Raw genomic sequence first — 12,636 nt, 5'->3', positions numbered from 1 at the left:
ATTACTGTCCTTCCATGAACTGATCCAGACCGACGATACCCAGCTTGGTCACACCGAGACGCTGAGCGTCAGCCATGACGTGGGCAACCGTTTTATAATCGGCAAGACGGTCAGGATGAATATGGACCTCGGGCTGATCGCCTTCAGCAGCAGCGGCCTCAAAATGAGCCTGAAGTGCTGCTTCCGAGCTGACCGGCTCGCTGTTCCACGAAATGCTGTTGTCGTAATTGATGCTGACAGTCACTAGCTTAGGCTGCTCGGTAGACGGCGGAGGATTGCCCTGAGGCAGATCGATCGCCACCGAATGTGTCTGCAGCGGGATGGTGATGATCAGCATGATCAGCAGCACCAGCATCACGTCGATCAACGGCGTGGTGTTGATATCGACGATACCTTCGTCTTCGTGCGTGCTGTCCGATCCGACGCTCATGCCCATGACGGCGGTTCTCCAAAAGGGTGACGTGAAAGAGGTTGCCGGACCGTTCTTTCTATAACGGCCCGGCAGACCTTCAGTTCGAGTGGGGCTGCTCGGTGATGAAGTCCACGTGAGCGATACCAGCTTCCTGAGCTGTAGCGACCACCTGGCCAACTGCCAGATACTTGGCAGCACCGTCACCACGGATCTGGACCTGCGGCTGAGGCTTCTGCTTAGCCACCTCTACAAGGCGGTTCAGCAGATCCTGATGCGTTGGGACCGGTGTGGTGTTCCAGAAAACCTGGCCATTCGCAGTCACTGCCAGAACAACATTATTCGGCTTAGTCTGGGTCGGCTGATTTGCATCAACCGGCAGCTTCAGCTTCACAGTATGCGTGGCGACTGGGATGGTGATCAAGAAGATGATCAGCAGCACCAGCATGACGTCGACGAGGGGAGTGGTGTTGATTGCCGACACCACCTCGTCGTCACCGCCGCCTCCTCCGACGTTCATTCCCATAGTATCAGACCCGCTGGCTGGTGGTGATGGTGGTCGGAGCTGACATGCCGCCGTCTTCCGGAGACACGCCGTGACGGAAGCCACCGATCAGGACAGACTGAACGTCTGCAGCGAAGTTGCGAACGCGATCCATAGCGCCCTTGTTACGGCGAACGAGCAGGTTGTAACCCAGAACGGCCGGAACAGCGGTTGCAAGACCAATTGCCGTCATGATGAGGGATTCACCCACCGGACCAGCAACCTTGTCGATGGACGCCTGACCTGCAATGCCGATGGCGGTCAGAGCGTGGTAAATACCCCAAACCGTGCCGAACAGACCGACGAACGGAGAGGTGGAACCCACCGTACCGAGGAACGCGAGGCCGCCCTGAAGACGCGTGTTGATGGTGTCAACGGAGCGCCCGATGGACATTTCCGTCCAGGAGTGCAGGTCGATCGCATCACGCATGGAACCTTCGTGGTGCTCTGCAGCAACAATACCGGTTTCAGCGATGTAACGGAACGGAGAAGAAGCCTTCAGGGACGCAGCGCCAGCCTGAACGGACGGCTTCGTCCAGAATTCACGGGAAGCTTCCTTGGAAGCAGCGAACACACGGCCCTGCTCCAGGAACTTCATGACCATGATGATCCAGGTACCAGCGGACATGATAACCATGATGATCAGAACGCCACGAGCGATCACGTCACCATTGGCCCACAGAGCGCCAAGACCGTACGGGTTGCCCTGCGGAGCCGGAGCTTCAGGAGCGGCCGTTGCGCTTTCACCCGGGGTGGCAGCAGCAGCAGGCGTCTGGTCAGCAGGAGCAGCTGCATCACCGGCGGCAGGTGCCGGAGCGCCAGCATCATTCGGTGCAGAAGCAGCAGGTGCAGCAGACGGGTCCGAGGACGGAGCCGGCGGCACTGCCGACGGGTCGGCCGGAGCGGCAGCCGGAGCACTCTGATCAGCCGGTGCAGGCTGAGCGAAAGCGACGGCCGGTGCGATTGCACCCGAAGCCAGGGCCAGCGTCAGAGCCATGGCGCTGGCCCGGACGGCGCGCGCCTTCGTCGGAACGTCAAGAGCAGGAAGGCGGAACAGTCTGGTCATGAACTCCATATCCTCGTTAGAGATGCCCGTTTTAGGAGCTGTCTGGGGTGCCGGCCATATGGGGACCGGCCCTTTTCCTTGAACCTCTCCGAACCACCTGATCCGAAGAGGCAATCTTATTGGACTACTGGCTGACGGACACTTAGTCGCCCATCGTGAAGTCAACGTGCAGAATGTGGTGATGCTCGGTAACCGGAGCGCCGTTAACGACGGCGGGCTGGTACCGGGCTCGACGAAGGAAGTCGAGCGCACTTTCCACAAACTCGTGACCACCGGTGGAGCTGACAATCGCGCAGTTTGCCGTGTGACCGTTCGGAAGAATGTCGCAGGAAGCCGTAACTTTACCTTCACGGTTCTCTTCCTGGGCTTCCTCCGGATACTCCGGCTTGGCGCCGTTGATCGGAGACGCGCCAGCCGTGTGATCAGGCACTGCCGGAGCTGGCGGACCCTGCGGAGGAGCCGGAACAGGCTCAGGTGCAGGCGTCGGGCTCGGCGGAACCGGATGCGGCGGCTTGGCGTGTGTGACCCGCTGGATCGCCTTGGGTGGCGGCGGAACACTGATCTTCGGCGGCGGAATATACGGCGGCGGCGGCTGTTCCATCTGCGGCGGCGGCGGAGGTGGTGGTGGCGGAGGCGGCTTAGGCTGCTCCTTGATCACTTCCGTCTTGATGGGCGGCTTTTCGTGGACGAGTTTGCCCACAGCACCGCTCATGAGCGCATAGATTACCGCGCCCATAGCCAGCACGGCCACGACGATCGCGACAATATAGTCCGTCGGCTTGCGCTGCTGTGCGGCGTAGCTCTTCATGTCGAAACCTTCTTACCCCTCACTGACACCGACAATGGATCCACACCTGTACGGTGCGAGATCTCGACCTTGTGTTTGCATCGAGTTCCCTCACCTCACGGACGTGTGATTCGTCTCATGTCGTGAGAACATACCCGATATGCTGATTGGGCAGCCTTCAGGCCATGGTGTCAAGCTGATTATTGCCTGTCCCGAAACGAAAAATTCTCATCTTTCGATCGTCTGGCGCCAATATTCGCAGGAGAGTGGGCGAAAAAGTACACTTTTCCGCTTTTTTTCTGCCTTCAGAAAATCAAATTTCCAAAAACTGTAACAGAATTATAACAAGAAGGCCGGGACAGCGTATTAATTACGCCGCCCCGGCCTTCCGGTTTCGTTTTAATGCGTCAGCTCGCTCTTACTGAGCGGAGGCGCTGGCTTCGGATCGCGTTGCTCCGACGCGCTGGGCAAGAGAAGCCGACATGAAGTCGTCCAGGGCGCCGTCCAGAACAGCGTCCGGATTTCCCTTTTCCACGCCTGTCCGCAGATCCTTGACCAACTGATAGGGTGCCAGGACGTAAGAGCGGATCTGATGGCCCCATCCGATATCCGTTTTGGCGGCTTCCGTCTGGGCGGCGGCGGCTTCCCGCTTCTGAAGCTCGGCCTCGTACATCCGGGCCTTCAGCATTTCCATCGCCTTGGCACGGTTGCGGTGCTGTGAGCGGTCCGTCTGACAGGCAACAACGATGCCGGTCGGGATATGGGTAATACGAATGGCCGAATCGGTCTTGTTAACGTGCTGACCGCCTGCGCCTGAAGCACGGAAAGTATCCACACGCAGATCCGAATCGTTGATCTCCACTTCAATGGAATCATCGACCACCGGATACACCCAGACAGACGCGAAGGACGTTTGACGACGGGCAGCGGCATCGAAGGGCGAGATGCGGACGAGACGATGCACGCCAGCTTCCGTTTTCATCCAGCCATAAGCGTTGAGGCCACTGATCTGGATGGTGGCAGACTTGATGCCCGCCTGCTCACCTTCACTGCTTTCAATGAAGGTCACCTTGTAGCCGTGCTGTTCTGCCCAGCGGGTGTACATGCGCAGGATCATCTCGGCCCAATCCTGGGCTTCCGTTCCACCTGCACCGGCATTCACTTCAACGTAGCAGTCATTGCTGTCAGCTTCGCCGGACAACAGGCTTTCGATTTCGCGCTTGTGCACGTCGGCTGCCAGCCCACGCAACGTCGCGATGGCTTCCTGCACCAGATCCGTGTCGTTCTCCATTTCTGCGAGCTCGACAAGTTCCAGCGTGCCTTCAACGTCCTGTTCGATCTGTTCAACGCCCTCGATCTGATTGGCGAGCATGGTTCGCTCGCGCATCAGCTTCTGGGCAGCGTCAGAATCATTCCAAAGGTCTGGGTCTTCCGCGCGGTGGTTCAGTTCCGCGAGGCGTGTTGTGGCGACATCCCAGTTAAAGATGCCTCCTCAGCAGTGCCACCGACTGCTTGATCTGTTCGGAGAGGGCTTCGGTCTCAGCCGACATTATAAATACTCCACTTATATATAAGGTGGTTTGGCTGCCCTCAGTACAGGCCGCCTACACCAATGTCACCATCCGATGCCGCAGGTTTCTGGGCCTGAGGCTTGGCATTCGGAGAAGACCCAACACTCGGCGCGCTGGTGTCTGTCATATCGCTCTCGGAATCCGAAATAACGGCATCTGCCCCGGTATCTGCCGCTGTCAGGGCTTCCGTACCAGCACCGAAGCCATGCAGAGCCACCGACGCACCCGGAACCTGATCAGCCTTGAATCCGTCAGTCGCAGTGATACGGCCGGTGTTGTAGGACGCCAGCGTGATATCGGCCGGAACACGGAAATCCAGCTTCGGCCGGTTGGCGAGCGCCACCTTCATGATCTTGTTCCAGATGGGGCCGGCAATGCGGGCACCATCAGCGTTCCGCCCGAGCGTTTGCGGCGTATCGAAACCGACCCAGACGATCGTGACGATATCCGGCGAAAAGCCAGCAAACCAGGCATCATGGAAATCCTGACTGGTGCCGGTCTTCCCCGCGATGGGACGGTCAATCCCTACCCCTGCCATGCGGCCCGTTCCATGAGCGATGACATCCTTCAGCATGGCCACGATCTGATAGGAACTGGCCTCGCTGGCGAGAACAGGACGACTATCTGCAATGGAGGGAACAGAGATACTTCCGGGAACCGGCGCCGATGGCTGCACTGGCGCCCCAGCAGCTTCGGTCGATGCCGGTGTAATTGTTGGAGATGACGGATCAGCAGTTGGAGGCGCAGGTGGCGCCTGCAAGGTGGTCCCTAATGCCAAGCCAGGTGCACGCCAGACGATATTGCCAAGGCGATCCTGAATGTCATCCATGAGGGTGGGAGAAACAACATGGCCGCCGTTCGCAATCGTTGCATAGGCCGCGGCTTCCTTGAGAACGGTCGTTTCAACGGCACCAAGTGCTGCGGGCAGCACATGCGGCATATCATCTACAAGGCCGGCCTTGATGGCTGTGTCTGCGACCGCCTTCATACCCAGATGCGCGGCCACCCGGATCGTCACGAGGTTCCGGCTTTCACGCAGGGCATCATGCAGGGTGGTTGGACCCCAGTTATCGTGCTCGTAGTTCTTGGGATGCCAGTCGCCGTAAGAGACAGGGGAATCATCAAACTTCTCGGACGGAGAAATACCCTGTTCCATGGCCGCCAGATACACAAACGGCTTGAAGGAAGAGCCCGGCTGACGCAGAGCCTGCGTTGCGCGGTTGAACTGACTTTCGTGAAACGACCATCCACCCACCATCGCCAGAACACGGCCTGTATGGACATCCATCGTCACGACAGCGCCTTCGACCTGCGGAATCTGACGCAGGGCAACGGAGCCACTTTCCTGCGGTTCAATCATGATGACATCCCCGGCACGAAGCGGGTGCATCCGACGTGCCCATGCGATGTCTGTTGCCAGAAGAGGACCAGTCTTCGCTTGGCCTTCCTCATTCCAGCCCACGTGAGTTCCACCGGGAAGAATGACGCCCAGACGCCACTCCCTTAGCATTCCAGCTGGACCGGAGACCTTATCGAGACTTTCTTCCCAGCCTTCTGCGTCAATGCCATCAAGATGGATGACCGGGCCACGCCAACCTCCGCGGCTCCGATCGTAATCCATCAGACCTTCATGCAGCAGCTTCGTCGCTGATACCTGAAGGGGCTGATCCAGACTGGTATGAACTTCAAGGCCGCCTTGAAGAGCGCGATCCTGACCATACAAGCTGATGAGCTGACGCCGGACCTCGGCCCCGAACCATTCTGAATCCGGCAAAGGTCCAAACCGCTGTTTTTTCTGCGGGACCAGTGGCTCCTTCTTGTCTTCCTGAGCCTGCTCGCGGGAAATGACGCCGTTATCGGCCATCAGATCCAGAACAAGATTCCGGCGCATCAAGGCTGCGTCAGGATGAAGGAACGGATTGTAATGTGTAGGGGACTTCGGAAGGGCCGCCAGTGACGCGGCTTCTGCATCATTCAGCTGGTCGAGAGGCTTGTTGAAATAGGTCTGGGCCGCGGCGGCGACACCAAAAGAGCCGTTCCCCAGATCCGCCCAGTTCAGATAGATCTCAAGAATCTTGTCCTTGGACAGCACCTGCTCCATTTTGACGGCAAGCAGGGCTTCCTTGATTTTACGATCGAGCGTGCGGGCATTGCTGTTAAGCAGCATCCCACGCGCAACCTGCTGCGTAATGGTGGACGCACCGACAGCACGGCGCCCATGGCGGGCAAAAACGTCCGTTACGCCTGCACGGGCAATGGCCATCACATCAACACCACCATGGGTGTAGAAATTGTGATCTTCCGTTGCGAGGAAGGCGCGCTTTACCCGATCCGGAATCGCTTCAAGCGGAACGAAAATACGCCGCTCGTTGGCAAGTTGAGCCATCAGGCGATCATCAGATGCATAGATGCGACTGACGGTCGGGGGCTGATAGGCCCTCAGGCTGTCCACACTTGGCAGATCAGCCACGAGTTTGGCGTAGGTGGTCCAACCCAAGATACCCGCACCCGCAACACCGACCAGCCCGACACCAGCGACGATGGCAAGAGACTGACGGAAACGGCGGAAACGGGGCCCGCGGGGCACACTGGCCCTGGGGTCCTGCGGATTACGGGAGCGAATGGAACGGCGCGTCATACAAACTGCATAGCACTGAAACGAGCCGTTCGTCGCCCCCACTGAAAAGGGTCATTTTGTGACAGTTTACGGCGGCCCGTGATCGTTATGATCCGGCGGCGGATTTCTTCCACACCTCTTCACCCTGCCGATTCAGAGTAGCAAACTCTTCATCGTTGAGATTCAGGGATGCTGACCGAACATTAGAGGCCAGATGGGCTCTGCTTCCGGTCCCCGGAATGGGCAACATGACCGGTGATCTTTTCAGAAGCCACGCCAGAGCAATCTGCCCTGCATCTGCATGATGCCGATGCGCGATCTTGTCCATGTCCGTACCGGGTTTGGCCAGTTCTCCGGCAGCTAGAGGTGCCCAGGGAATGAAGCCGATGTTTTCCTTGGTACAGAAATCCAGTACGTCTTCGGACTTGCGATCCACAAGGTTGAAACGGTTCTGAACGGTCGAGACCGGGAAGTATTTCTGCGCGAGCTTGATATCTTTCACACTCACTTCCGATAGACCCACGTGCCGGATCAAACCTTCTTCGCGGAACTTGGCGATCGCCTCGAATTGTTTTTCGGCAGGACAGTCAGGCCCGATCCGATGAAGCTGCCACAGATCTATGCGCTCAACGCCCAACCGTCGCATGGACATCAGCACGCACTGCCTCAGATAGTCCGGGTTTCCGACCGGCTTCCAGATATCTGGACCATGGCGTGTCAGGCCGCCCTTCGTTGCAATGACCATCTTTTTGTAGGGATAAAGCACTTCACGGATCAGATTTTCCGAGACGAACGGACCGTAAGAATCCGCTGTATCAATAAAATCCACCCCGAACTTCGGGAGGCTTTCAAGGGTCTGGACCACTTCTTCGTGGTCTGGAGGTTCATCCCAGATGCCCTTGCCGGTAATGCGCATCGCGCCAAACCCGAGGCGGTGGACCTTGAGATCACCACCAATGAGGAACGTACCGGATTTCTTTGCGTCAATCGTAGCCATGGACTCTTTCCTTTCCGATGGACGCAGGATTCAACAGCGCAAAGGCGGAAGGGTTGCAGTCACTATCCCAGCAGGCGTCCGACCATCCGGGCCGTGTAATCCACGACGGGTACAATTCGCCCGTAATTCAAGCGCGTTGGCCCGATGACACCAATGGCGCCCACGATTTTCTGGGCTTCATTACGGGCTGGCGCGACGATCATGGACACGCCCGACATTCCAAACATTCCGCTCTCACTGCCGATATAGATTCGCACACCTTCCGAAGCGTCTGCCAGTTGCAGGAGCTGAAGCATGGTCTCCTGCGTTTCGAGGTGATCGAACAACATACGGATCGTGGTCAGTCGTTCGATCTCGGTAATATCCGCCAACAGCTTGCCCTGCCCCCGAACGAACAGCGTTCCGCCATCAGCGTCCCATGTGGCCAGACCACTTTCGATGACGCTGGCCGTCAGAGCATCAAGTTCATGGCGGTTGACGTCCATTTCCTTGCTGACACGCTCTTTCAAAGTGCCAAGCGTCAGATCCCCCAAATGGGCGTTAAGATAGTTCCCAGCCTCGACAAGCGCGGAATGCGGCAGTCCTGCCGGGGTTTCGATGATGCGATTTTCCACCTGTCCGTCTGAACTGACGAGGACCACGAGAACACGTCCCGGACCGAGGGCAACAAACTCAATATGTTTGAGCGTCGCGTCGGATTTAGGGGCCAGCACCAGACCTGCTGCGGATGACAGGCCCGACAGCATGGACGATGCTTCAGCCAGGGTCTCCTGATAGGACCGGCCATGAATTTCCAGCCGGCTGTCGATACTGGCACGGTCTTCGTCGCTCAGGGTGCCAAACTGGAGGAGCCCTTCCACGAAGAGCTTAACGCCCTTCTCCGTCGGGAGACGCCCTGCGGACACATGAGGGCTGAACAACAGCCCGGCCCTGCCAAGATCTGCCATGACGTTGCGGATCGTCGCGGGAGACAGAGACAGATTCAAGCGCTGCGCCAGAGTGCGACTGCCGATCGGCTCCCCGGTCTCGACGTATTCCTCAACGATTTCCCGAAGGATCGCAGCTTCCCGTTCTCCGAGCCCGGAAGCAAAGGAGTTCGGCATACGGAAGAAGGAAGGGTCAGATCTCATCATGGTAAAACTGTATGTCGGGGCTGGAAGGCTTCTCGTCAAACGCGGTAGAGGCAGGGCTCGGTTCTGAGAGAGGATTTTTTCGCATGACAAAGCGCCCATCCGGACGCGCCTGTGACGAAGGTCGCGCTATTTCCATTGAAACAGGCTTTGCCCGACATGCGGAAGGTTCAGCACTTATCCGGGTGGGTGGAACGGAAGTTCTGTGCACGGCGTCTCTCGAAAATCGTGTCCCGCCATTTTTGCGCAACAAGGGTCAGGGCTGGATTACGGCCGAGTATGGCATGCTTCCGCGCGCCACCCATCAGCGTGGCAATCGTGAAGCGTCCAAGGGCAAGCAGTCTGGCCGGACGCAGGAAATCCAGCGCCTGATTGCCAGATCCCTGCGAGCCTGCGTCAATCTGAAGAAGCTGGGAGAACGGACCATCACGCTGGACTGTGATGTCCTGAACGCTGATGGCGGGACACGCTGCGCTTCCATTACCGGCGCCTGGGTTGCTCTCTCCATGGCTCTGAAAAAAGCCAATCTGTCCTCAGTCATGACAGCACAAATTGCGGCAGTCTCCTGCGGCCTGACTTCTGCTGGCGCCGTGCTGGACCTGGATTACGTTGAGGACAGTGCCGCTCAGGCAGACACAAACTTTGTTCTTACCGCGGAGGGTGGCATCGTCGAAATTCAGGGCACGGCGGAAACGTCCCCCTTTCAGGAAGCCGAGTTTTTCGAGCTGCTGCGTCTGGCCAAGCTGGGCACAGTCCCCCTATTTGAAGCACAGAATGCCGCACTGGAGACTTTGTAATGCGCCGCCTGTCCCGTGGGTCAAAAATTGTTCTGGCAAGCCACAATGCCGGGAAACTGCGTGAATTCTCCAGCCTGCTTGCAGAAAGCGGCATCACTGTTGTGTCTGCAGGGGAGCTGAATCTGCCAGAACCGGACGAAACGGCAGACACATTTACTGGCAACGCTGAAATCAAGGCTCTGGCGGCGGCCCGTGCATCGGGCCTACCCGCACTGGCGGATGATTCCGGCTTTTGCGTCTCGGCACTCGGCGGCCAGCCCGGCGTTTATTCGGCGCGATGGGGCGGCCCTGCAAAAGACATGACCGTTGCCATGGAGCGTGTGCAGCGCGAAATGGGTGAAACGTCAGACCACGCAGCATCATTTGTGGCGGCGCTCTGCCTGGCATGGCCAGACGGCGAAACACATTCCGTAGTTGGGGAATGTCATGGACAGATAGTCTGGCCACCGCGTGGGGAGCATGGTCACGGCTATGACCCAATGTTTACACCAGAGGGTCATAGCCGAAGCTTCGCAGAAATGAGCGAGCACGAGAAGAACGCGATCAGTCACCGCGGCCGCGCGCTCGCACTTTTCCTTACTGAATGTGTGGAAGGCTGAGCTCGGCTTCAGGCATCCGGGAGAGCTGTGAACTCTCCCGCTCCAAATGATAGGGGCCTGTTGAACAGACTTCTATGGACAGCATACCAGTCCCCTTCCGGAGAGCATCTTCAAGTTCCAGATGCGCACGGCCCTCTGTCCAGCGCGCATCATCGCCTTCGCTGGAAGCCCAACCTGTGATTTCGGGAAATGTCAGATGGGACGTGAGGCGATGGGCGCCTCTTACCGCGTAAAAAGTGATGTCCCCGATGAGGACGCCACGTTCCTCACAAGGCGAAGACTGGCTATGTCTTCGTGAGAGAAGCCAGAACGACTTTGTGGGGCTGGAGAGTATGAAAAGGGCATGACTTCCCTGCCAGCGGGCTGGATGAATGAGAGATCCATCATCGCAGGCAAGGTGGAGGCCAGGATCATTTGTAAGGTAATTAAAAGAGGACATGCGTTTTTCCTGCCATATGCAGTGATTTTATTGTCCATCGCCGAGCACGCACTTTCCCGACCATGGACAGCTCCATGAAGCAGACTGCAGTCTCTCATCCGAACCACATTCCTGTCTGCTTCATGGAAATATTATGTCGTGATATGGTTAGGGAACAGTACAAAATCAGGCTTCTGACAGGAAAAACGGTTCCGTAGCCGTTCTGTCAGAACAGCAAACTTCAGGTCTGCACCTCGATCAATGTGCCAGGTGCCTAACGACCGGTCCGTGACTGACGAGAACACCGCGCTGCCATACCTGATCCACCTGATCGATATCGGCGATGCTTTGGTCTGGAGCACCACGAACGATTAGAAGGTCTGCCCGCTTCCCTGTTTTCAGAACACCGCGATCTTCAAGCTCAAGCAGTTCAGCGGCATTTCCAGTCGCTAGATGAATGGCTTCAAGCGGTGTCAGGCCAGCTTCTACGGTCAAGGCAAGTTCGCGATGTTCCGCAAACCCCGGCAAACGCGTTGGAGCAGCCCCTGAGTCTGTACCAAAACCCACTTTCACGCCTGCCCGATAAAGCGTCAGAAGGTTCTTCTGATTAATCGCAAGCGCGGTGTGCGAAGCCGCGACAAGCGGCTTGGAAAGTGTCTGTTTACGCCAGTCTGCATCTGAGAGCTGCGCCATCAGGGCAGGATCGATGGCGGCCGCAACGAAAGGAACATTCAGAAGCTCCGGATGCTCTGCAAAAAGGTAATTTGCCTCGTCCAGCCCCAGCGTAGCGATGTACCAGACGCCATGGGCCTTCACGGCCTCAATCAGAGCCTGATCAACGGGCTGGTCTCGCACGCCATGCGCGAGGATATTGGCCCCTGCATCCACGACAGCTTTGGCAATATCCAGATCATGAATATGGACCGCCACGCGCGTATTGTGCTGATGGGCTTCGTCTATGACTGCCCGGTAAATATCTGGGGACATTTTGGGAAGCGTCTTGCCATTCGGCACGCCGTTCCGGAAATCATCCACCCAGAGTTTTACGAGATCCGTGTGCTCTGCGACCATACGGTCTACGTCCTGTCGCGCTTCCTGCGGCGTGGTCGGACGATAGACCTGATCCTGCCCTAACGCTTTCACCATCGCAGCGGGCGGCGCTCCTTCCGGAACACCAATGCCCTGATCAACGCCAAACAAATCTGCACCTGGATTTTTACCTGCGTGCTGCTCCCGCCGTAGATCATCGAAGAGCGGCGAACGGTTCAGGCCAAGAGACGTGACGGTGAGAACACCATAATCACTATACTGTTTCAGGGCCGCGAGAATATTGGCTCGGGTATAGTTCTCACTACTGCCAGACGTTCCCTTAATAATACCGACATGGCTGTGATCGCTGATCAGAGCTGGCAACAGGGTTTTGCCGCTGAGATCGATATGCTCGGCTCCTGAAGGGGCCGGATCGCCTATGGAGACAATTCGTCCGTCATTAATGACGACTGTAACGTTTTCACGGACGGGGTCCCCTGTTCCATCGATCAGGCGGGCATGATCGAACGCAACAGGTTCTGCCTGCGCGGTGCAGGCCATCAACGTCGCCGGCGCGGCCAGCAAAAGCCCCGCGAAAGCAGAACGAAGTGTCATAATGGAATTTCCCCTCAGCAGCATTCAGGCTGAGGAGAAACGTTCTGTCATGCAGAA

The 12,636-nt window shown here is 57.6% G+C and carries 12 protein-coding genes; 2 read left to right on the top strand and 10 right to left on the bottom strand.

Features of this window, described 5'->3' with window-relative positions; translation table 11 throughout:
- Position 1: 1 nt before the first annotated feature.
- From JN414_RS12050 to hrcA, 8 genes are all read right to left on the bottom strand, one after another.
- The gene (locus tag JN414_RS12050) at positions 2 to 436 is read right to left on the bottom strand and encodes a biopolymer transporter ExbD (protein WP_202208094.1); all 435 of its coding nucleotides are present in this window, start codon (positions 434 to 436) and stop codon (positions 2 to 4) included.
- Positions 437 to 509: 73 nt separating this feature from the next.
- Complete coding sequence (locus JN414_RS12045; RefSeq protein ID WP_202208093.1) at positions 510 to 935, bottom strand: biopolymer transporter ExbD; 426 nt, start codon at positions 933 to 935, stop codon at positions 510 to 512.
- Positions 936 to 939: 4 nt separating this feature from the next.
- Complete coding sequence (locus JN414_RS12040) at positions 940 to 2,019, bottom strand: MotA/TolQ/ExbB proton channel family protein (protein ID WP_080951457.1); 1,080 nt, start codon at positions 2,017 to 2,019, stop codon at positions 940 to 942.
- Between the two features lie 142 nt (positions 2,020 to 2,161).
- Positions 2,162 to 2,827: an energy transducer TonB gene (locus JN414_RS12035; protein ID WP_046900242.1), complete on the bottom strand. Its 666-nt coding sequence runs from the start codon at positions 2,825 to 2,827 to the stop codon at positions 2,162 to 2,164.
- 397 nt (positions 2,828 to 3,224) lie between these two features.
- A protein-coding gene (gene prfB, locus JN414_RS12030) for a peptide chain release factor 2 (RefSeq protein WP_099213300.1) occupies positions 3,225 to 4,356 on the bottom strand; the annotation gives its coding sequence in 2 pieces (ribosomal slippage) (positions 3,225 to 4,286 and positions 4,288 to 4,356; 1,131 coding nt in all).
- Positions 4,357 to 4,396: 40 nt separating this feature from the next.
- Positions 4,397 to 7,015, bottom strand: coding sequence for a penicillin-binding protein 1A (locus tag JN414_RS12025; protein ID WP_202208092.1), 2,619 nt, complete (start codon positions 7,013 to 7,015; stop codon positions 4,397 to 4,399).
- An 85-nt stretch (positions 7,016 to 7,100) separates the two neighbouring features.
- Positions 7,101 to 7,991, bottom strand: a complete 891-nt coding sequence (locus JN414_RS12020) for an aldo/keto reductase (protein WP_202208091.1) — start codon at positions 7,989 to 7,991, stop codon at positions 7,101 to 7,103.
- Positions 7,992 to 8,053: 62 nt separating this feature from the next.
- Positions 8,054 to 9,124 carry a heat-inducible transcriptional repressor HrcA gene (gene hrcA, locus JN414_RS12015; RefSeq protein ID WP_202208090.1) on the bottom strand — a complete coding sequence of 357 codons (1,071 nt, stop codon included), beginning with the start codon at positions 9,122 to 9,124 and terminating at the stop codon, positions 8,054 to 8,056.
- Positions 9,125 to 9,207: 83 nt separating this feature from the next.
- Here hrcA and rph point away from each other — a divergent pair, with 83 nt between their 5' ends.
- On the top strand, positions 9,208 to 9,918 hold the full coding sequence (gene rph / locus JN414_RS12010) for a ribonuclease PH (protein WP_202208089.1): 711 nt from the start codon (positions 9,208 to 9,210) through the stop codon (positions 9,916 to 9,918).
- The gene (rdgB, locus tag JN414_RS12005) at positions 9,918 to 10,517 is read left to right on the top strand and encodes an RdgB/HAM1 family non-canonical purine NTP pyrophosphatase (RefSeq protein WP_202208088.1); all 600 of its coding nucleotides are present in this window, start codon (positions 9,918 to 9,920) and stop codon (positions 10,515 to 10,517) included. The genes rph and rdgB overlap by 1 nt, the downstream gene beginning before the upstream one ends.
- Here rdgB and JN414_RS12000 read toward each other — a convergent pair.
- Both JN414_RS12000 and JN414_RS11995 read right to left on the bottom strand, forming a co-directional pair.
- Positions 10,495 to 10,956: a hypothetical protein gene (locus tag JN414_RS12000; protein ID WP_202208087.1), complete on the bottom strand. Its 462-nt coding sequence runs from the start codon at positions 10,954 to 10,956 to the stop codon at positions 10,495 to 10,497. The two genes, rdgB and JN414_RS12000, sit on opposite strands and share 23 nt — an antisense overlap.
- A gap of 237 nt (positions 10,957 to 11,193) precedes the next feature.
- Positions 11,194 to 12,579, bottom strand: a complete 1,386-nt coding sequence (locus JN414_RS11995; RefSeq protein ID WP_202208086.1) for an amidohydrolase family protein — start codon at positions 12,577 to 12,579, stop codon at positions 11,194 to 11,196.
- Positions 12,580 to 12,636: the final 57 nt, after the last annotated feature.

The organism is Gluconobacter sp. Gdi (assembly GCF_014132155.1).
Classification (GTDB): domain Bacteria; phylum Pseudomonadota; class Alphaproteobacteria; order Acetobacterales; family Acetobacteraceae; genus Gluconobacter.
This window is presented reverse-complemented; position numbering and strand designations above follow the sequence as displayed.

Excerpts from the sequence above, each read along its gene's own strand:
- JN414_RS12050 (WP_202208094.1), bottom strand. The coding sequence starts at position 436 with ATGGGCATGAGCGTCGGATCGGACAGCACGCACGAAGACGAAGGTATC.
- JN414_RS12045 (WP_202208093.1), bottom strand. The coding sequence starts at position 935 with ATGGGAATGAACGTCGGAGGAGGCGGCGGTGACGACGAGGTGGTGTCG.
- JN414_RS12040 (WP_080951457.1), bottom strand. The coding sequence starts at position 2,019 with ATGACCAGACTGTTCCGCCTTCCTGCTCTTGACGTTCCGACGAAGGCG.
- JN414_RS12035 (WP_046900242.1), bottom strand. The coding sequence starts at position 2,827 with ATGAAGAGCTACGCCGCACAGCAGCGCAAGCCGACGGACTATATTGTC.
- JN414_RS12025 (WP_202208092.1), bottom strand. The coding sequence starts at position 7,015 with ATGACGCGCCGTTCCATTCGCTCCCGTAATCCGCAGGACCCCAGGGCC.
- JN414_RS12020 (WP_202208091.1), bottom strand. The coding sequence starts at position 7,991 with ATGGCTACGATTGACGCAAAGAAATCCGGTACGTTCCTCATTGGTGGT.
- hrcA (WP_202208090.1), bottom strand. The coding sequence starts at position 9,124 with ATGATGAGATCTGACCCTTCCTTCTTCCGTATGCCGAACTCCTTTGCT.
- rph (WP_202208089.1), top strand. The coding sequence starts at position 9,208 with ATGACAAAGCGCCCATCCGGACGCGCCTGTGACGAAGGTCGCGCTATT.
- rdgB (WP_202208088.1), top strand. The coding sequence starts at position 9,918 with ATGCGCCGCCTGTCCCGTGGGTCAAAAATTGTTCTGGCAAGCCACAAT.
- JN414_RS12000 (WP_202208087.1), bottom strand. The coding sequence starts at position 10,956 with ATGTCCTCTTTTAATTACCTTACAAATGATCCTGGCCTCCACCTTGCC.
- JN414_RS11995 (WP_202208086.1), bottom strand. The coding sequence starts at position 12,579 with ATGACACTTCGTTCTGCTTTCGCGGGGCTTTTGCTGGCCGCGCCGGCG.